An 18,869-nucleotide genomic window follows, 5' to 3' on the forward strand; every position below is an offset into this window, starting at 1 on the left:
TATACAAAAATGGAATAGATCATTTGTTTAGTGGGATTGGTATAACTTTCCTCTGAGCTACAGGCCTACAGCGTCAAAATACGCTGATATTCGCCGATTTCGACTCGATAAGAGGTGGTGCGGCGCAGGTGATCGCGCATCGCTTCCAGTGCCTCCGGCTCACCATGAATCAGCTGTATGGGGGTGTCGGCGGCCAGCGCCGATGCCGCCAGCCATTGCTGCAACTCCACGTAATCGGCGTGGCCCGACAGCCCGTGCAGCATCTCGATACGGGCATGGTTGGGCACCCAGTCGCCGTGAATTTTCACCGCTTCCGTTCCCTGATACAGCTTGGCGCCCCGGGTTCCCGCTACCTGAAAACCGGTCAGTAACAGCGTGGTTCTGTGGTCGGACAGCAACCGCCTCATATGGTGAAGAATACGGCCGCCGGTGACCATGCCGCTGCCGGCGATGATAATGTGAGGAGAGGCTTCATCGGCCAGTGCCTGAGAGTGCTCGACGCTGCGGGTATAGGTAATCGCCTGATTCATCTGCTGAAAATCGCCATGACTCAGCTTGTGCTGGTCGGCAAAGCGCGCATAGATACCGCTGACATCGATGGCCATGGGGCTGTCGAGAAACACCTTCATTTTGGGAATGCGCTCTTCCAGCATCAGCCGGGTCAGCAGATACTGCATGGTCTGCGCCCGGCCAACGGCAAAGCTCGGGATCAGCATGACACCGCCGCCGGCCACCGTGTCGTTGACCAGCTCGGCCAGCCGCTCGAACGGGTCCACGTCCTGGTGGCGGCGATCGCCGTAGGTGGACTCCAGCAACAGCAAATCCAGCTCGGGTAACGGCTGCGGGGCGCGCATGAACAGATCGTTGGGTCGGCCTACATCACCGGAAAAGCCGACCCGCTTGCCTTCGGCCTCGAGGATCAGGCTGCCGGCCCCGAGAATATGACCGGCAGGCTGCAGATGTACCCGTATCGAACCGATATCCAGCCTGTGACCAAACTCCAGCGGTTTGAGCAACGACAGGCTCTTCTCGGCCGTTTTTCGGTCATACAGGGGTTCGGGGCGCTCATGCTTGCTCAACTTGTGATGCTCGTAGAACTTGGCGTCTTCTTCGTGAATATGGCCGCTATCCGGCAGCAAAACTCCGCAAAGGGTCTGAGTGGCCGGATGACAATACCCGGGCCCGCGATAACCCTGCCGGTACAGCACCGGAAGAAAGCCGGAATGATCCAGATGGGCGTGGGTCAGCACGATGGCATCGAGCTTGCGCATATCCAGCGGCAGCGGCTCCCGGTTGCGCTCGCGCAGCCACTTGTAGCCCTGATACAGGCCGCAATCCACCAGGATTTGAGTATCGCCGCTGCTGACCAGAAATTTGGAGCCGGTGACCGTTTGGGTCGCCCCCAGAAAGGTAATCTTCATTCGGGTTCCCTCGTGTTACTGATGCCGAACCGGGGCAGGCAGTGTCAGCCTGTCGCCACCTTGTTCTATCAGTATTCACCAGTTTGCCAGCCTTTGCCGACAGCCCAGCCATCCAAACGCCATACCTGGTTGAAGCACACTAAGCTTGATGAGTTCCCCATCGATAAAGGAGTAACAAGATGAACGGCAACCCCGTGATATGGTTTGAACTCTATGTAGCGGATATGGCTCGGGCACGTAAATTCTACGAGGCAGTACTGAGCGTAACGCTGGAACAGGCAGAAGAAAGGGAAGCAGACTGGCCGGAAATGTGGATGTTTCCGGGCGAAGAAAAGAATAATGGCGCCTGCGGTGCCCTGGTGCAGATGAACGGCATGTCACCCGGAGGCGGCGGCACCCTGGTGTATTTTCGCTGCGATGACTGCGCCGAACTGGCCCACAAAGTCGTTGCCAACGGCGGCCAGCTGGCGCGCGACAAATTCGCCATCGGCCCCTACGGCTTTATCGCCCTGGCCGTCGATACCGAAGGCAACATGATCGGCCTGCACTCCATGAAGTAGAAGCAGAAAAAAGACCGGAGTGGCAGTGTTTGCTGCTCCGGTCAAAGGGAGAGACGGTATTCGATAACGGACGGCTCAGCGATTCAGTACCAGCAAGGCATCGGGCACCGCGCGAAAGTCCAGCGCCATGGTCACGCTGATGGCGGTGATGGTGATGATGGACAGCACAAACACCCGCCGGGCCCAACCTTGTTCCTCCAGGCCACGGCGATAGCCGTTGAAGGCCATCACCAGCCACCACAGACTGGTGGCACAAGACACCGCCATGAAGGTCAGTCCGGTATAGCCACCCAGCGGCAACAGCACGGTCACCAGACAGAATACCGCGATATACAGCACTATCTGGCGCTTGGCCTTGGCGATGCCCTCGGCCACCGGCAACACAGGAATATTGGCCGCCGCGTAATCGTCGTAACGAAAAATGGCGATGGCGTAGGAGTGCGGCATCTGCCACAGGCTGAACATCAGCAGCAAAATGGCGGCTCCCGCGTCGAACTGGCCGGAGACGGCGCAGTAACCCACCACCGGCGGCACGGCACCGGACAGGCTGCCGACCAGGGTGCCGTAGACGGACTTGCGCTTCATCCACAGGCTGTACAAACCCACATACACCAGGTAACCGAAGACGGCAAAACCCACCGCCACGCCATTGGTACGTACCGTCAGCAGGCCGAAGCCCAGCAGGCCCAGCAACAGGCCGTAGATCAGTGCCGTGCGCCCGGACAGCTCGCCGGTGACCGTTACCCGGTTGCAGGTACGGCGCATGCGCGCGTCTATGTCACGGTCGATGCAGTTGTTGATGGCGCAGCCGGAGGCCACCACCAGCGACAGGCCGAGCACGGTGGCCCACATCAGCGAGCAGTCGATGTCGCCACGAGAAGCCAGAAAAAAGCCCCCCGCCACCGAGATCAAGTTACCCATGATAATGCCCGGCTTAATCACTTGGAGATAAGCTACCTTGAGGTAAGGCCGAATCATAAAAGCCCCTTGGGATCTAACATCCCGTTATGCTTGCAGAAAGTAGACTGTTCGTGCAGATGAAATCGGGCAAAGGGCCCACTCCGCCGACACGTGATAATCTGCGTCCAAGAGGAGGCCAAAAGGATCTGCTCCTCCGACCGTGACATGCCATGGATGGCATATCCGAGCCCCCAGGGATGGGTTTACGGCGTGTCGGCGGAGCTGACCTTTTGGCCTCTATTCCCAGATTCAGCAGACGAGCCTGGTTACATCATCATCTCGTTGGCGCTGAGGATGATCCACACCGACAGGCCGACTACCATCACGATGATCAGCGCAGAGAACATGAAGGCAACGGTGTTCTCGCGGCTGCTCGGGCTGAAGTTCAGGTGCAGGAAGTACTTGAGATGCACCACTATCTGCACGATCGCCAGACCGACCACCGTGGTCAGGGTCATACCCGGGCTCAGTTGCCCGGTCATCACCGCCCAGAACGGAATGGCGGTGAGGATCACCGACAGCACGAAGCCGGTGAGATACGATTTTACGCTGCCGTGATCGGCGGCTTCATGATGATTGCTCATGCCATTACTCCCATCAGATACACCACGGTAAACACGCAAATCCACACCACATCCAGGAAGTGCCAGAACATGCTCAGGCAACCCAGACGGGTCAGCGTGCCGGGACCTGTGCCCCGCTTCATCAATTCGACCATCATCACCAGCATCCACACCAGGCCGGCAGTCACGTGCAAGCCGTGCATGCCTACCAGGGCGAAGAAGGCGCTCAAAAAGGCACTGCGGCTCGGGCCGGCGCCTTCGGCGATCAGGTGTTGAAATTCGTACACTTCCATCGCGATAAAGGTCGAGCCCAGCACAAAGGTCACCAGCAGCCACAGCAGGGTCAGGCCCCGCTTGTGCTGATGGCCGGCAAGCATGGCAAAGCCGTAGGTGATGCTGCTGACCAGCAGCACCGCGGTTTCGCCGAGCACGAAGTCCAGATCGAACAGTTCACGACCGTCGGGGCCGCCGGCGGTGTTCATGTAAAGCACCGCGTAGGTGGCGAACACCGAGGCAAACAACAGACAGTCGGTCATCAGGTACAGCCAGAAACCGAACAGGGTATTACCGCCGGTGTCGTGGTGTTCTTCATGAGCCAGCGGGTCATCATGAATCTGGTGCTGTTGCGCCAGTTCGAGATCTATGGATACGGCTTCCATTACGCCTCCTTCATCATCACGTTGCGCAGGTGAGCCTGCTCGATGCGCTCGACTTCGTCGGGCTGCACGTAATAGTCGGTGTCGTTGTCATAGGCACGGCACAGGAAAATCACCAGGCTGGCCACCAGACCGGCAATGACCATCCACCAGATATGCCAGATGGCACCAAAGCCCGCAGCGGTGACGGCGGCAGAAATCAGCACACCACAGGCGGTGTTTTTCGGCATATGAATGGGCTGATACTCACCCTGCACCTTGTACGCCTTGCCCTGCTCCTTCATGTCGGTGAAGGCATCGATGTCGCTCACCTGCGGCTGCTTGGCAAAGTTGTAGAACTGGGGCGGTGACGAGGTGGACCATTCCAGGGTGTGACCGTTCCAGGGATCACCGGTCAGATCGCGGTTTTGCTCGCGCTCGCGGAAAGCCTTGTAGATCTGCACAAACTGCAGCGCTATGCCCACCAGAATGAACAGGGCACCCACGGCCGCCAGATAGAGCCAGAAGTTCCAGGCCGGATTGTCGGTGCTGTTGAGGCGACGGGTCATGCCCAGGAAGCCCAGCACGTACAGCGGCATGAAGGCGACATAGAAGCCAATCTGCCAGCACCAGAACGAGGCCTTGCCCAGCTTCTCATCCAGATGGAAACCCATGGCTTTCGGGAACCAGAAGGCAAAGCCCGCCAGGTAACCGAACACGGCACCACCGATGATGGTGTTGTGGAAGTGGGCAATCAGGAACAGGCTGTTGTGCAGCACGAAGTCGGCGCCCGGCAGGGCCAGCAGTACCCCTGTCATGCCGCCGATGGTAAAGGTGGTCATGAAGCCAAGGGTCCACAGCACCGGCACCGTCAGTCGCAGACGACCGCGATAGATGGTGAACAGCCAGTTGAACAGCTTCACCCCCGTCGGCACCGCGATAACCATGGTCATCACTCCGAAGAAGGCGTTGACGTTGGCACTGGAACCCATGGTGAAGAAGTGGTGCAGCCAGACGATGAAGCCCAGCACCGAGATGGCACCGCTGGCATAAACCATGGAGTTGTAGCCGAACAGTCGCTTGGAGGTGAAGGTAGAGATCACTTCCGAGAAAATGCCGAACGCCGGCAGAATCAGTATGTATACCTCGGGGTGACCCCAGGCCCAGAACAGGTTGATATACATCATGGCGTTACCACCCGCTTCATTGGTGAAGAAGTGGAAGTCCAGGTAACGGTCCAGGGTCAGCAGGGCCAGCACGGCCGTCAGAATGGGGAACGAGGCCACAATCAGAATGTTGGCCCAGGTACAGGTCCAGGTGAAGATTGGCATCTGCATCAGCTTCATGCCGGGAGTACGCATCTTGAACACGGTCACCAGGAAGTTGACCCCGGTCAGCAGAGTACCGATACCGGAAATCTGCAGGGCCCAGATGTAGTAATCCACGCCTACGCCCGGACTGAAGTCCAGCTCCGACAGCGGCGGATAGGCCACCCAGCCGGTCTTGGCGAATTCGCCCAGCCCCAGTGAAATGTTGACCAGTACCGCCCCCGACACCGCCAGCCAGAAGCTGAGGTTGTTGAGGAAGGGAAAAGCCACATCACGGGCGCCAATCTGCAGCGGCAGCACTATGTTCATCAGGCCAATCATGAAGGGCATGGCCATGAAGATGATCATGATGACACCGTGGGCGGTGAAGATCTGATCGTAGTGTTCCGGCGGCAGATAGCCGTCGGCGCCGTTGGTCGACAAGGCCAGCTGGGCTCGCATCATGATGGCGTCGGCAAAGCCGCGAATCATCATTACGAAGGCCAGAATGATATACATGATGCCGAGGCGTTTGTGGTCCACCGAGGTGATCCAGTCGCGCCAGAGTACGGTCCACTTGTTGTAACGGGTAATCAGAATGGCAATAACCGTGGCGGCAATGGCCACCACCGCCAGCGTAATCATGATAATGGGCTCATGATACGGCACGGCGTCCAGTGTGAGTTTTCCTAGAAGCGACATATTATTTCTCAGTCTCCATGGTCATCTTGGCGTTCATGGCATGTGTGCCGGCGTCATCGGCGTGCATGAACTGCATCAGGATGTGGTGGAACATGCCGGGCTTGACCCGACCGAAATATTGCACCGGGTTGTTTTCACTCGGCTCGGCCAGGGCCTGATAGCTGCTCGGATTCAGGGTCTGCGGCTGCTGCTTGAGCTTGTTGACCCAGGCGTCGAAGCCCGCTTCATCTTCGGTGGCAATGGCCTTGAACTGCATGCCGGTAAAGCCTTCACCGCTGTAGTTGGCAGAGAAACCGTCGTAGCTGCCCGGCTCGTTGGCTATCAGGTGCAGTTGGGTTTCCATGCCGGCCATGGAGTAGATCTGGCCACCCAACTGCGGAATGAAGAAGGAGTTCATGGTGGTGTCGGAGGTGATCTTGAATTCAACCGGCACATCGGTCGGGAACGCCAGCTCGTTAACCGAGGCCACGCCCTGTTCCGGGTAGATGAACAGCCACTTCCAGTTGAGCGATACCACTTCAACGGTGATGTGATCTTTCTCGTGAACCAGCGGCTTGTACGGATCCAGATCGTGCGTTGAGCGCCAGGTAATGACCCCCAGAATGACGATGATGATGATCGGCACCAGCCAGACGGTCAGCTCGATTTTGGTGGAATGCGACCACTTGGGTGCGTAGATTTCGTGATCCCGTCCTTCCCGGTATTTCCAGGCAAAGAACAGCGTCATCACGATCACCGGAATCACCACCAGCAGCATCAGCAGGGTGGCCACGATGATCAGATATTTTTCATCAATGCCGACCTGCCCCTTGGGATCAAGCACGCCGCCTTCACAGCCGGCCAGCATGACGGACGCCGCTCCGGCCAGAAGCACGTTAATTAGCTTTCGAATAAACAAAAGGAACCCTTCCCCTATCCCTTAAGGACTTACCTTGTTGCCTGCGGCAACAAGACCATGATTGACCCCCGCGTACAGAAAAACGGGGCTCAATGGCGGGTATCAACGATACCCGGGCGCGGGATCAGAACGTCGAACAGCCCTGGTCGGCAACGCGCAACGGCGTACCGACAACAACAAAGCGATGTGCGTGGTTCAGATCCCGAACAGGGAGACAGGGGGGGCGCGGCAGCCGTTGGCGGCACGCAATACACAGTCGTGCTGTGCAGGAGGAGAAAAAACGGGCTTGCGCTGACGAAGGCGAGGCCAGCTCAGCGCCTGCAGCAGCAGATGCAGCAGGTGTAGCAACCAGCGCAGCAACAGGGGAGCGAACACCAGCAGACTGGTAAACAACATCGACTTTATCGCTTCAACCGGCAGCAGATCGGCCAGCTGAGCCTGATATTCCAGTACGTCACCGGACAGGCCGCTCCAGGACAACAACCAGTCACCGACCAGTTCCAGCATCATGATGGCGCCTACCATGCCAACACCGCCCACGCCGGACTTCGACAGCGACGCAAGGTCGTGCCATCTTTCGGCCAGGGTAAGGTGAAGCATCGGGTTCAACAGCGAGATTCCGTCGTTCAGCGGTGACATGGAGACCCAATACGGGTCGGTTTTTTAGCCGCAGAAGGCTACCAAACTTTGATCCAGCGCACAACCTCGCCGACATTTACCGAGTAGGGCCCCGTATCGGGGCCGGTTACAGTACCACCTTCAATGCCAGCGCCAGCAGCACCAGGCCGCTCAGCTTGTCGATGATGCCCGACTTGGCCTTGAGCCAGACCAGCACAGGTCCGCGCGACAACAGCAGCGCCACCAGCACATACCAGAGCGCATCGATGCCGCCGGCAGTGAGCATCATCACACCGCCCTGCTGCCAGCCGGTGTCGGCCTGCACAAACTGGCTGAACAGCGCCACAAAGAAAATGGCCAGCTGCGGATTCAAAAACGCCACCATAAAGCCCTCAAAGGCCCCCTGACGGCCACGCACCGGATGATCGCTGATAGTGGTGTCACCCGTCGCCGGACGGGCCAGCAGCGCCTTGACGCCCAGCCAGGCCAGAAAGGCGGCACCGCCATAACGAATCATGTCGAACAACAGCGGGTTACGAGTAATGAGCAGCGCCAGCCCCAGCGCGGTAATCAGGGCATAAAGCCCGACGCCCAGGCCATGACCCAGGGCCGTTACCACACCGTGGCCCCGCCCCCCCTTGACCGTATTGCGCATCACCACTGCCAAACTGGGACCGGGGCTGATAGCCCCCATCACGCAAATGGCCGCCAGGGCCAGCCAGCTGGAAAATTCCATTATCGAAGCCTCGTTGTCACTGTGAACTAATATCTTGAAAAATCAGCGCTTATCTTAGGGCAGAACACGGCAGAGGTTTAAGCATAATTTGACTGCGCGGTTGTGTTTATTCGCCCAATATCCCTAAACTGACCGTTTTTCTGCTGGCTGCTGCCATAAAAACCGCGATATACGCTGGAGCAAGTAAAGCATGCAATATCAATGGATACTGTTCGACGCCGACGACACCCTGTTTCATTTCGATGCCCTGGCCGGGTTAACGCGGATGTTCGCCGCATTTGGCGTCAGTTTTACCGAACAGGACTACCAGCATTACCAGACCCTCAGCAAGCCGCTGTGGGTGGATTATCAGAACGGCGCCATCAACGCCGAGCAATTGCAGCACCGCCGTTTTGAGCACTGGGCCGAGCGGCTGTCGGTCACCACACAGCGGCTGAACCATGACTTTCTCGCCGCCATGGCCGACATCTGCACCCTGCTGCCGGGCGCGCGCGAGCTGGTGCAGGCGCTGCAGGGCAAGGCGAAGCTGGGCATCATCACCAACGGTTTTACCGCCATGCAGCATGTCCGGCTGGAACGGGTCGGCCTGCAAGATGCTTTCTCTACCCTGGTGATCTCGGAACAGGTCGGCATCGCCAAGCCGGATGCGGGCATTTTCGAGCATGCCTTCGAGCTGATGAGCCACCCGCCGAAAGAGCGAATACTGATGGTGGGCGACAATCCGCATTCGGACATTCTCGGCGGCTTAAACGCCGGCATAGACACCTGCTGGCTCAACACCGACGGCAAGGCCGCCCCACAGGGCATAACGCCACGCTATGAAGTGAGCTCCCTCGACCAATTGCACACCCTGCTATTGCGTTGAAAAGATGTGAGGAGTGAGGAGTGAGGAGTAAGGAGTGAGGAGTGTAGTGGTCAACAGAGTGAGGAGTGAGGAGTGAGGAGTGAGGAGTGAGGGGTGAGGAGTGAGGAGTGAAGGGTGAAGGGTGAAGGGTGAAGGGTGAAGATTCTCTCGTTCTCCTCCCCCCTCACGCATTACCCCTCACCTTGTATCAATAAAAAAAGGCAGCCCGTGGGCTGCCCTTTTATCATCACTTACTGCTTAAGTGCTGCTGTTTACTTGCGGTTGCCGCGATAGGCAGGTGAAGCGTTCAGCACCATGTGACGGTTAACGTCTTTGTACAGCAGGTAGCGGAAACGAGTCGGGCCACCGGCGTAACAGGCTTGTGGGCAGAAGGCGCGCAACCACATGTAGTCGCCGGCTTCTACTTCAACCCAGTCCTGGTTCAGGTGGTAAACCGCCTTGCCTTCCAGAACGTACAGGCCGTGTTCCATAACGTGAGTTTCGTCGAACGGGATTACGCCGCCAGACTGGAACGTGACGATGTTCACGTGCATGTCGTGACGCAGATCGGTCGGATCGGTGAAACGAGTGGTTGCCCAGGCATCGTTGGTATCCGGCATCGGCGTCGGCGCGATGTCGTTTTCGTTGGTCACGAACGCTTCCGGCACATCGATGCCTTCTACGAATTCGTAAGCCTTGCGCAACCAGTGGAAGCGAACCGGCTCGCCACTGTTGTTCTTGACGGACCAGTTGGCACCTGCCGGCAGGTAGGCGTAGCCACCCAGCTCCATGTGATGCTCTTTGCCTTCCAGAGTCAGGGTCATTTCACCTTCAACGATGAAGATAACGCCTTCGGCACCGGAGTCCAGCTCGGGCTTGTTGCTGCCACCCTGCGGAGACACTTCCATGATGTAATGGGAGAAGGTTTCGGAGAAACCGCTCATCGGGCGGGCGAGAACCCACAGACGAGTTTCATCCCAGAACGGCAGGAAGCTGGTCACGATGTCGCTCATTACACCCTTGGGGATAATGGCGTACGCTTCGGTGAATACCGCGCGATCGTGAATCAGTTGAGTCTGCGGAGGCAGACCGCCCTTGGGGGCATAATAGGTATTACGGGCCATGAGTTCTGTCCTTTAATACGAGAGGGCCGGCGATACGCCGACAAAAGCCACGCCGTTCGGCATGACAATATAAATGATGAACGTCCTCATTGTAGAGCAAGGGCGTTTGATTTATAAATTAAATAATCCAATGCCTACTAGTGGGTTAGCCACTGATGGAGCACTATGAATCTGAATGCCACCCTGGACCCGGTGTTACTGCGCAGCTTTGTTGCGGTGGTGGATACCGGCAGCTTTACCCGCGCCGCCGACAGCACCCACCTGACCCAGTCCACGGTCAGCCAGCAGGTGCGAAAACTGGAAGCCCAGCTCGGTTGCGAGCTGTTGCACCGCAAGGGTCGCTACATTACCGCCACCCTCGAAGGCGAGCGGGTGCTGAGCTATGCCCGCCGTATTCTGCAGCTGATGAACGAAGCGGTGGCCCAGACCAGCATCAGCCTGGAGCAGCAAAAGATTCGCCTGGGGGTACCGGAAGACTTTGCCACCCACGCCATCATGCCCACGCTATCGGCCTTTTCCAGCGAGTATCCCGGCATTCGGCTGGAGGTGAAAAGCGGCCTGTGCAGCGACATCTGGCGTGAGTTTCAGCGGGGCGATATGGACCTGGCGCTGGTCAAGCAACGCCAGGGCAGCGTGCCCGGCCTGGCGTGCTGGCCCGAGCCGCTGTGCTGGATAGACAGCCTGCACAGCAACAATCTGGACAACCATCCGGTGCCGCTGGTGACCTTTCCCATCGGTGGCCTCTACCGCAGCGAAATGGCCCACACCTTCGACCGGTTGGGCCGTAACTGGCGACTGGCCTATGTCAGCACCAGTCTGTCGGGCGTATGCTGTGCGGTAGAAGCGGGCTTTGGCGTGTCACTGCTGCCCCGCCGGCTGGTCACGGCTCAGCACCGCATACTCAACGAACGGGACGGCCTGCCCCCGGTACCGGATCTGGAGCTGACCCTGCACGCGCAGGACAAGCTCTCGGCCCACAGCAAGATCCTGGCCGACCGGCTGATCGGCGCCTGCAACGACATCTGCCGGCAGTAACGGAGCAGTCCGCGGTCCATGAAAAAACCCTCCGTCAGGAGGGTCTGTTCAAGCTTCTGTTCGCCGGGGCATACTCTCACCCGGCTCAGATCTCGGCAAAAATGTGCTTCAGGTTCACGTCTTCCTCGGCGGTCGGCTCCAGCTGCAGCTGGGTTTCAATCTCGTTGAGATGATCCACCATCAGCCTGACCGCCCGCTCCACCTGGTGGTCGGCAATGGCATCCAGCAGCTCGTTGTGCTCGCTGCACGACAGCCCCGAATGATGCGCCTTGCCCTTGCGAGCCCCCGTGCCCTGATACAGCGCCACAATCAGGGAAGAGCGGGGAATGATTTCATGCAGAAACGAGGTCAGCACCGGCTTGTTGGCCAGCTTGCCGATCAACAGATGAAACTCGCCGGACAAACGAATACGCAGGCTCTGCTGGCCCTGCTCAATCGCCTGGTGCTCCCGCTCCAGGTGTTCCTGCAGCAAGGTCTTTTCACGCCCGGTGCATTTACTGGCCAGCTCACGTACCAGTTCGGCTTCAATCAGGCGCCGGGCCTGAAAAATTTCCCGCGCCTCTTCCGGTGAAGGCTCGGCCACAAAGGCACCGCTGTTGGGGACCAGATTCACCAGCTTGTGATAAGACAACTGCAGCAGCAGCTTGCGTACGAAGCCCCGGCTCAGGCCAAAGGTTTCGCTCAATTCCTCTTCTTTCAGGCGGGTGCCGGGCAGCAGCTTGTGCGCCACTATCGCTTCCCAGATGCGCTGATAAACGGTATCCAGATCGTTGGTTTTATTATTCATGCTCTTGGCCCTGTTTCGTCCGGCAAGGTGAACATTCGGTTCGCCCTGCCGCTATCCCGCGACCGAATGCACAATGCACCGGTACCTTTTTCCCCAGAGTAGCACAGGGCATTATTGTCAACAATAACGCAACATGTTGTTAAAAAAGGGACCGAAAACCCTGATCGCAAGGGGTGCCTGAGTGGGTCAGCCGATTACGGCTGGGTCATGGCTCTTACGGCGGCCCGCGCCGCCGCGTTCACCGCCACCAGCAAGGGCACCTCGAACTGCGGCTGCAATCTCGGCGCCGCGGCCGACAGCGGGCCGCCGCCCATGATCACCGCCTGGGCCGCATCCTGCTCCATGGATGCGCTCACCGCCGTCGCCAGCGCCGCATCGAGCCGCGCGGGAGAGGCCACCAGCTCCAGCGGATCACCGGGCGTCACCCGAGTACCACGATACTGCTCGGCGTAGCCCAATTCGGCGGCCTTCCGTTCAAAAGAGGCGATCAACTGCTCGTCCGGGGTGACGGTCACGATACCGAATGGCCGGCCACCGCGAGCCGCCTCGTGAAATACCGCCTCGCCAATGCCGAACACCGGAATCGATACTCGGGCACGCAGCTCTTCCAGACCCGGGTCGCTGAACGCCGATACGATCAAGGCCGACACCCGTTCATCGGCCGCCGCTTTCACTCCCAGTGCCACCACGTCCGCCGCCGCATTCTGCATGTTCTGTGGCGTGGTCAGCAGCGGAGGCACCGCCGTATTGGTCAGGCTTTTCAGCCGCGCCTGCGAACCGGCTTCTCTCTGGGCCAGCTCGGTCATCAAGGCAGTCGCCTCGGCATTCGAGTTGGGGTTGATCAGTACTATGGTGTTGATGGGATTCTCCTGCTGCGGCTGGCTACTGGCCGTTTCATTTTGCCCGGTTCTTCTGCCCGGTTCACTGCCGATGATACACAGCCATTAAAAAAGGCCCCGAAGGGCCTTTTGCATTAATGGCGGAAGCGCTGGCAAGGCTGCCAGTACTGCATCAGCAGGTAGTAGACGATGCCGGCTGGCAACAGGCTGGCGTACCAGGACACGGAGGAGAAGGTCAGGGCTACCATGGCTCCGGCCAGGGCCGCGATGACCGCACCGTAGTTGACACCTTTGTAAGGGCCCTGCTCGTCATAGAGCTTGTCCAGGTCCAGCTTGCGACGACGCAGAATGAAGTAGTCCACCACCATCACCGCGAAGATGGGACCGAGGAAGGCCGAGTAGGTCTGCACGAACATCTGCAGGCCGGCGGAAGACTCTTCCTTGACCAGTTCCCAGGGGAAGGTGCAGAAGGCCAGCAGGCCCACCAGTATGGTGGAGGTACGGAACTTCAGCTTGAACACGTCCATCAGGATATAGGTGGGCGGTACCACGTTATTGAGTACGTTGGTGGTCACCTGGGCGAAGGCGATGAACAGCAGGGTAATCACCAGCAGCGGCGTGTTGTCGACGGCACTGGAGAACACCTGAATCGGATCGGACACGCCGGTGGCACCGGACACCATCAGGCCAATCAGGCCCATGAACAGGGTACAGGGCAGAATGGACATGGCGTAAATCACCGTCAGCAGGCCCGGCTTGGTGCCTTCTTTCAGCTCGCGGGAATAATCGCTGACGTTCAGCATCATGGTGCTGTAGATACCGAGGAACAGCATGGTCGCGCCCCAGAACGGCAGTCCCCAGGTGCCTTCAACGTTTACCAGATTGGTGGTGATTTCCTCACCGTAACGGTCGATGACACTCCAGAACATGTAGACCAGCGCCAGCAGGATGAAGCCGCTGCCCACGTTTTCCAGCCACTTGATGCCCTGAAAACCGAAGATCGACAGACCAATCTGCAAAAACTGGAACAGCACGAAGAACAGCACCAGATTGTCGTATCCGAACAGGGTGGCGGACACCGCATTGATGGCGCCGGCCCCTATCCAGCTCTGAAAACCGTACCAGACGATAGCCGGTACCGCTCGCACCAGTCCCGGAAAGCGGGTACCGGAAAAACCGAAGGCGGCCCGCGCCTGCACCATGAAGGGGATGCCGTATTTGTAACCGGCGGCGCCGTTCAATGCCAGCGCAATGCCAATCACAAAGCAGCCGATGGCAATGGCCACGCAGGTTTGCAACAGGTTGAGGGTGCCAACGATGCTGGAGCCCATGGTAAAGGTGCCAATGGATACGCAGCCACCGAACCAGGCCAGCAGGTAGGAAAACCGCCCCATGATTCGGTGCTTCTGCGGTGCCAGTGATTCTTCACCCGCCTTCTTGTCATTGCCGCCGGCGGCATTGGCCGGCCCTGCCTTGCCTGTTTGCATGGGAATGGCGACGTCGCTGTTTACATTCTGAATAGCCATAGTCTAGTCCTCGGTATTCCGTCACTCGGGGCCGTTACCGCCCCAGTCCTCTGCCGGCTGCCCTGAGCCGTGCATCCGTTGCGACAGTCAAACTACCCTGTCTGTCGCAATCAATGTGGGTAAATCATCTCAGGCGATATTGAGTTGCCGCCCCGGGTGAGCCATGTCCGGCCGCGGCCAGCTGAAGGTCAGTACCTTACTGGTACCCAGCTTCATGTCCACCATGGCCTCGCACAATTTGACTGCCGCTACTGTACCGTCAATCACCGGAATGCCGATGGCCTGCTCGATATGCTCCCGATACTGGGACATGCCGGCACAGCCCAGCACGATGGCCTCGGCATGATCTTCGGCCTTGGCTCGCTCGCATTCGGCAATCACCTTGGCGATGGCGGCGTCCGGCGAGGTCGCCAGATCCAGCACCCGCATCGGCGTGGTACGAATGTTTTTGCACTGTTCACCAAAGCCGTAGCGGCTGACCAGATGCTCGGTCATGAAGCGTACCCGGGGCGCCGTGGTCACCACGCTGAAACAGGCACCACTCATCACCGCCATATGAAACGCCGCCTCGGCAATGCCCAGCACCGGCTTGTCGGTCAATTCCCGGGCGGCATAGAGCCCGGGGTCTCCGAAGCAGGCCAGCACATAGGCATCGATATTTTCTTCCCGATCGCCTTTGGCAATCTCTTCCAGCACGCCGGGTACCGACAGCGCCTCGTCGTAGAAACTTTCGATGGACGCCGGGCCGCTGGCCGGGCTCACTGCCAGCACCTGAGTGTCGGGCCGCGCCACCTGGTCCGCCAGCCGCTGCAATGCATCGGTAAACGACTGGGTAGTATTGGGGTTGATGATCTTTATTCTCACGACGATCTCCTTGTTTACGAACCAATCAATTTATTGTTAACGATTTGATAGTAGAACAAGGATTAACAAACTGTAAACATATTTATATGATCGTTAATCATCGTAACGGGTAACGAAAATGTTCTTCAAGGAATGGATAACAATTCATGATTTAAACTTAAGGCATTGATATTAAATTGTATTTAGTGAAAACCACCGAAGGAGGCGAGCCTCATTCGCATTCTCTTTCGGCCCATTACAGCACCTCACGTGTTTCCATTTTGTTAGCAATAATGTGATTCAGGTCATAACAACGGGCCGTAAAAAAAGCCCTCCTGAACGGAGGGCTTGCCCGGTGTGGAGTGAATAATCCGGCGGCGGATTAACCTTGTTGCGGCAGCTGCACCATGGCTTCAAAGCCGTCCTGTCGGTTTGAAGCCGGTGAGTGCAGCGTCAGGCTGGTACCGGCACCGCGGGCAATGGCCTCCACAATCGCCAGCCCCAATCCGGATCCTGCCTTGATACCTGAATGAGTGGCAGAATGAGTGCCTGGGGCACGCGAAAAACGCGCCGTCAGCCCGGCCAAAACAGCTTCTGGCACCACGGGCCCGCCGTTGCTTACCCGCAACACGCCGGTTTGCGACAGGCAGACCCTCACCGGCTGCTGCTCATCGCCGTATTTGAGCGCATTCTCGAGCAGATTACGCACCAGGATGGCGAAGGCATCCACATCGAGGGTGGTGAATACCGGCGTCTGCTCGGGCACCGATAACTGCGGCGCTCTGCCAGCAAATTCCCGCCGACATTCTTCGACCACATGCCGCAAGACCGGAACCACATCATGGGGCTCGGCCGACACCAGGGCGCCCCCTTCCGCCTTGGCCAGTTGCATCAGTTTTTCCGACAACCGCACCAGCCTGCGCAGCGAAGTTTCAATCTGACTCACCCGCTGCTGTAAGGGGCCGTCCGGTGTTTCACGTCGCAAGCGCTGGACCTGGGCCAGTGCTGCGGCCAGCGGGGTACGCAATTCATGGGCGCTGTTGGCGGTGAAGCTGCGCTCCGATTCCAGCGCGCGCCGCAACCGCTCCATCAGCTGATTGACCGCCTGGGCGACCGGCTCGATTTCCGCCGGCAAACGGGCCGCCGTGACCGGCGACAAATCGCCGGCGCCACGGGCCTCGATGGCGCCCTTGTAGGCCAGCACGCTTTGCAGACTAAAACGCACCAGTAACCAGATGCCCAGCAGGCTGACCGGAATCAACAGCAACAGCGGCAACAGCAATGCCATCACCGCGTCCCATGTGGCATTCCGCCGATGCGCCAGCGGTTCGGCCACTTCGATGAAAATGGTGTCACTCACCGCCGACTCACCGTACAGCCGATGATGATCCAGCGTACGAAAACCGGTACGGGGCCGTGCATCAAACAGCGCAGGATCCACATCGTGCGACTGCAACAACACATTACCGTCGGCATCGCGCACCAGATAACTGAGCAGTTCGGTATGGGGGCGCAACATCGCAATCTGCTGGGGCAATAACGGCTCTTCGCGGTTCACGATTTCGGTCACCGCCAACGGCAGTATGCGTTGGGCGGTTTCTTCCAGCGCGCTGTCGAAGGCCTCATCCAGCTCGTTGCGCACCACCAGCCCCGACGCCAGAGTCGCGACCAGCCACAACAGGGTGACCCCCAGGGTCAGACCCAGGCCAAGTCGGCGCTGCAGGCTGCTGCCCGACCTCATGATCGCGCCAGCCGGTAGCCCATGCCGCGTACCGTTTCAATGACCTCCCGGCCCAGTCGCTTGCGCAACCGGCTGACGTACACCTCTATGGTGTTGCTTTCTATTTCGGCACCAAATTCATACAGCCGGTCTTCCAGCTGCGCCTTGGACAACAGGGTGCCCGGCCGCTGCACAAATGCCTCGAACAACGCCCATTCGCGGGCGGTAAGATCCACCGGCCGGCCATCGCGACGCACCGAGTGTTCGATCAAATCCACCTCCAGCCCGCCCACCTTGAGTAACGGATTGGGGTTACCGTGATAACGCCGGGCCACGGCGGCAATCCGCGCCGACAATTCGGACAGATCGAACGGCTTCACCAGGTAATCGTCGGCACCGGCGTTCAGCCCCGCAATGCGGTCGGAGATTTGGTCGCGGGCGGTGAGGATGATTACCGGCGTACCGGCGCCGCTCGCTCGCAGCCGACGCAGAAAATCGAGGCCCCTCCCGTCGGGCAGCATCAGGTCGAGCAGGATCAGATCGTAGGCGGTGCTCTGCACGCTAGACTCGGCATGGCTCAGCAACTGCACCCAGTCCACCGCATGGCCGTCCTCGGCAATCTGCTCGTGTATGGCCGTGCCCAGCTCGACGGTATCTTCTATCAGTAATATCCGCATGCGCTGTTCCTTGGTGTTGGTCTGTCTTTACCGATAGTAACGGCCCTGGCTGACAGCTGCCTGAACAAAACGCGTCTGTTCGGCACTTTGGCCGCCAATCGCCAGTATACGAAGTCGGCCGACCCGGGGGCGCCTGCATTTTTTCGGGCTTCAGGCTGTTGTCAGGAAAGGTGGGCACAATGAGACATCTTTTACAGGAGACCGCCCATGAAACCCATACTGCTTACCGCCACCACCCTCGCCCTCGCGCTGACTGCCGGCACCGCCTATGCCGACGACGATTGCCATGATCCGGTTGCCGACTGGCAGCCACGTGAAGCCCTGCGCCAGATGCTGGAACAGCAAGACTGGCAGGTACGACGCATCAAGGTCGATGACGGCTGCTATGAGGTCAAGGGCATGGACCGCAGCGGCAATCGCATCGAAGCCAAGTATGCACCGGCCTCGTTGCGCATTCGCAGCCTGGAAGTCGAGTTTGCCGACGATGGTGATACCTCCGATTATCCGGCGCTGCCGACCATGCCCTCCATGCCCCTCTCATCCGAAACGGTTGAGTGACCGATTCATCAACACGGAGAGCATCATCATGAAAACAACCGCAGCGATTCTTGTTCTGGCGTCGGCACTCGCCCTGCCGAGCCTGGCCCAGGCGCGGGAAGTCACCCTGACCACAGAATTGAAAGGCTATGACGGTGATGGCGCCTATATGGCCATCTATCTCACCGATGCCGACGGCCGCTACCAGGACACCCTGTGGGTGGCCGGCAAGAAGTCAAAATACTACAAGCACCTGAAAGGCTGGGCGCGCGGCGGCGGCATGAAGCGCGCCGAATATGACGGTAAAACCGGTGCCAGCCTCACCAGCGGGCACACCCTGACCACCAGGGTGGAGCTGGACGATTCGCTGTTCGACGCCGGTTACCAGCTGCGGGTGGATACTTCGGTTGAAGACATGCGCGATCAACGCGCCGACGTGATTGCGCCGCTGACCACGGCAGGAGCCGGCCAGCCGATAAACGGTCGCGGCTACGTGAAATCCTTCACCTACCAGCTGTAACCGGTCAACGAGGAGAG

At 58.8% G+C, this 18,869-nt stretch carries 20 protein-coding genes; 5 read left to right on the forward strand and 15 right to left on the reverse strand.

What is annotated here, in order from left to right:
• Positions 1-65: 65 nt before the first annotated feature.
• The gene (locus tag Q0753_RS02920) at positions 66-1,421 is read right to left on the reverse strand and encodes an MBL fold metallo-hydrolase (RefSeq protein ID WP_298716989.1); all 1,356 of its coding nucleotides are present in this window, start codon (positions 1,419-1,421) and stop codon (positions 66-68) included.
• Between the two features lie 179 nt (positions 1,422-1,600).
• Here Q0753_RS02920 and Q0753_RS02925 point away from each other — a divergent pair, with 179 nt between their 5' ends.
• The gene (locus tag Q0753_RS02925) at positions 1,601-1,981 is read left to right on the forward strand and encodes a VOC family protein (RefSeq protein ID WP_298716992.1); all 381 of its coding nucleotides are present in this window, start codon (positions 1,601-1,603) and stop codon (positions 1,979-1,981) included.
• A gap of 75 nt (positions 1,982-2,056) precedes the next feature.
• Here Q0753_RS02925 and cyoE read toward each other — a convergent pair whose 3' ends face one another.
• The 7 genes from cyoE to Q0753_RS02960 all read right to left on the reverse strand — a co-directional run bounded on the left by cyoE (position 2,057) and on the right by Q0753_RS02960 (position 8,400).
• Positions 2,057-2,959, reverse strand: a complete 903-nt coding sequence (cyoE, locus tag Q0753_RS02930; RefSeq protein WP_298716995.1) for a heme o synthase — start codon at positions 2,957-2,959, stop codon at positions 2,057-2,059.
• Positions 2,960-3,207: 248 nt separating this feature from the next.
• Entirely contained in the window at positions 3,208-3,525 is a 318-nt protein-coding gene (gene cyoD / locus Q0753_RS02935; RefSeq protein WP_298716998.1) for a cytochrome o ubiquinol oxidase subunit IV, read from the reverse strand.
• Complete coding sequence (gene cyoC / locus Q0753_RS02940; RefSeq protein ID WP_298717256.1) at positions 3,522-4,040, reverse strand: cytochrome o ubiquinol oxidase subunit III; 519 nt, start codon at positions 4,038-4,040, stop codon at positions 3,522-3,524. Before cyoC ends, cyoD begins: the two co-directional genes overlap by 4 nt.
• A gap of 122 nt (positions 4,041-4,162) precedes the next feature.
• On the reverse strand, positions 4,163-6,148 hold the full coding sequence (cyoB, locus tag Q0753_RS02945) for a cytochrome o ubiquinol oxidase subunit I (protein ID WP_298717001.1): 1,986 nt from the start codon (positions 6,146-6,148) through the stop codon (positions 4,163-4,165).
• Position 6,149: 1 nt separating this feature from the next.
• Positions 6,150-7,022 carry a ubiquinol oxidase subunit II gene (cyoA, locus tag Q0753_RS02950; protein ID WP_367179487.1) on the reverse strand — a complete coding sequence of 291 codons (873 nt, stop codon included), beginning with the start codon at positions 7,020-7,022 and terminating at the stop codon, positions 6,150-6,152.
• Positions 7,023-7,241: 219 nt separating this feature from the next.
• The gene (locus tag Q0753_RS02955; RefSeq protein WP_298717259.1) at positions 7,242-7,646 is read right to left on the reverse strand and encodes a hypothetical protein; all 405 of its coding nucleotides are present in this window, start codon (positions 7,644-7,646) and stop codon (positions 7,242-7,244) included.
• A 145-nt stretch (positions 7,647-7,791) separates the two neighbouring features.
• The gene (locus tag Q0753_RS02960) at positions 7,792-8,400 is read right to left on the reverse strand and encodes a LysE family translocator (RefSeq protein WP_298717004.1); all 609 of its coding nucleotides are present in this window, start codon (positions 8,398-8,400) and stop codon (positions 7,792-7,794) included.
• Between the two features lie 190 nt (positions 8,401-8,590).
• Between Q0753_RS02960 and yjjG the strand changes: the two genes are divergently transcribed.
• A complete protein-coding gene (yjjG, locus tag Q0753_RS02965) occupies positions 8,591-9,265 on the forward strand; it encodes a pyrimidine 5'-nucleotidase (RefSeq protein ID WP_298717008.1) in 675 nt (224 codons plus the stop codon).
• Between the two features lie 251 nt (positions 9,266-9,516).
• Here the strand turns inward: yjjG and Q0753_RS02970 are convergent, their stop codons facing one another.
• The gene (locus Q0753_RS02970; RefSeq protein ID WP_298717010.1) at positions 9,517-10,368 is read right to left on the reverse strand and encodes a bifunctional allantoicase/(S)-ureidoglycine aminohydrolase; all 852 of its coding nucleotides are present in this window, start codon (positions 10,366-10,368) and stop codon (positions 9,517-9,519) included.
• A gap of 165 nt (positions 10,369-10,533) precedes the next feature.
• Between Q0753_RS02970 and Q0753_RS02975 the strand changes: the two genes are divergently transcribed.
• Entirely contained in the window at positions 10,534-11,403 is an 870-nt protein-coding gene (locus tag Q0753_RS02975; RefSeq protein ID WP_298717012.1) for a LysR substrate-binding domain-containing protein, read from the forward strand.
• 85 nt (positions 11,404-11,488) lie between these two features.
• On the opposite strand, the gene Q0753_RS02980 is transcribed toward Q0753_RS02975, so the two are convergent.
• The 6 genes from Q0753_RS02980 to Q0753_RS03005 all read right to left on the reverse strand — a co-directional run bounded on the left by Q0753_RS02980 (position 11,489) and on the right by Q0753_RS03005 (position 17,795).
• Positions 11,489-12,190 (reverse strand): GntR family transcriptional regulator, encoded by a 702-nt coding sequence (locus Q0753_RS02980; protein WP_298717014.1) that lies wholly within the window; start codon positions 12,188-12,190, stop codon positions 11,489-11,491.
• A 194-nt stretch (positions 12,191-12,384) separates the two neighbouring features.
• Positions 12,385-13,050, reverse strand: a complete 666-nt coding sequence (locus Q0753_RS02985) for an aspartate/glutamate racemase family protein (protein ID WP_298717262.1) — start codon at positions 13,048-13,050, stop codon at positions 12,385-12,387.
• Between the two features lie 113 nt (positions 13,051-13,163).
• Positions 13,164-14,555: an NCS1 family transporter gene (locus tag Q0753_RS02990; protein ID WP_298717017.1), complete on the reverse strand. Its 1,392-nt coding sequence runs from the start codon at positions 14,553-14,555 to the stop codon at positions 13,164-13,166.
• A 129-nt stretch (positions 14,556-14,684) separates the two neighbouring features.
• Entirely contained in the window at positions 14,685-15,419 is a 735-nt protein-coding gene (locus Q0753_RS02995) for an aspartate/glutamate racemase family protein (RefSeq protein WP_298717020.1), read from the reverse strand.
• 361 nt (positions 15,420-15,780) lie between these two features.
• Entirely contained in the window at positions 15,781-17,139 is a 1,359-nt protein-coding gene (locus tag Q0753_RS03000; protein ID WP_298717023.1) for a histidine kinase dimerization/phospho-acceptor domain-containing protein, read from the reverse strand.
• Entirely contained in the window at positions 17,136-17,795 is a 660-nt protein-coding gene (locus Q0753_RS03005; protein WP_298717024.1) for a response regulator transcription factor, read from the reverse strand. Before Q0753_RS03005 ends, Q0753_RS03000 begins: the two co-directional genes overlap by 4 nt.
• A gap of 207 nt (positions 17,796-18,002) precedes the next feature.
• Here Q0753_RS03005 and Q0753_RS03010 point away from each other — a divergent pair, with 207 nt between their 5' ends.
• Together Q0753_RS03010 and Q0753_RS03015 are read left to right on the forward strand one after the other, a co-directional pair.
• Positions 18,003-18,353, forward strand: a complete 351-nt coding sequence (locus Q0753_RS03010; protein WP_298717026.1) for a PepSY domain-containing protein — start codon at positions 18,003-18,005, stop codon at positions 18,351-18,353.
• A 28-nt stretch (positions 18,354-18,381) separates the two neighbouring features.
• Entirely contained in the window at positions 18,382-18,852 is a 471-nt protein-coding gene (locus Q0753_RS03015) for a DUF2271 domain-containing protein (RefSeq protein WP_298717028.1), read from the forward strand.
• The last annotated feature ends 17 nt before the right edge of the window (positions 18,853-18,869 follow it).

This window comes from uncultured Oceanisphaera sp. (assembly GCF_947495715.1).
GTDB lineage: Bacteria > Pseudomonadota > Gammaproteobacteria > Enterobacterales > Aeromonadaceae > Oceanimonas > Oceanimonas sediminis.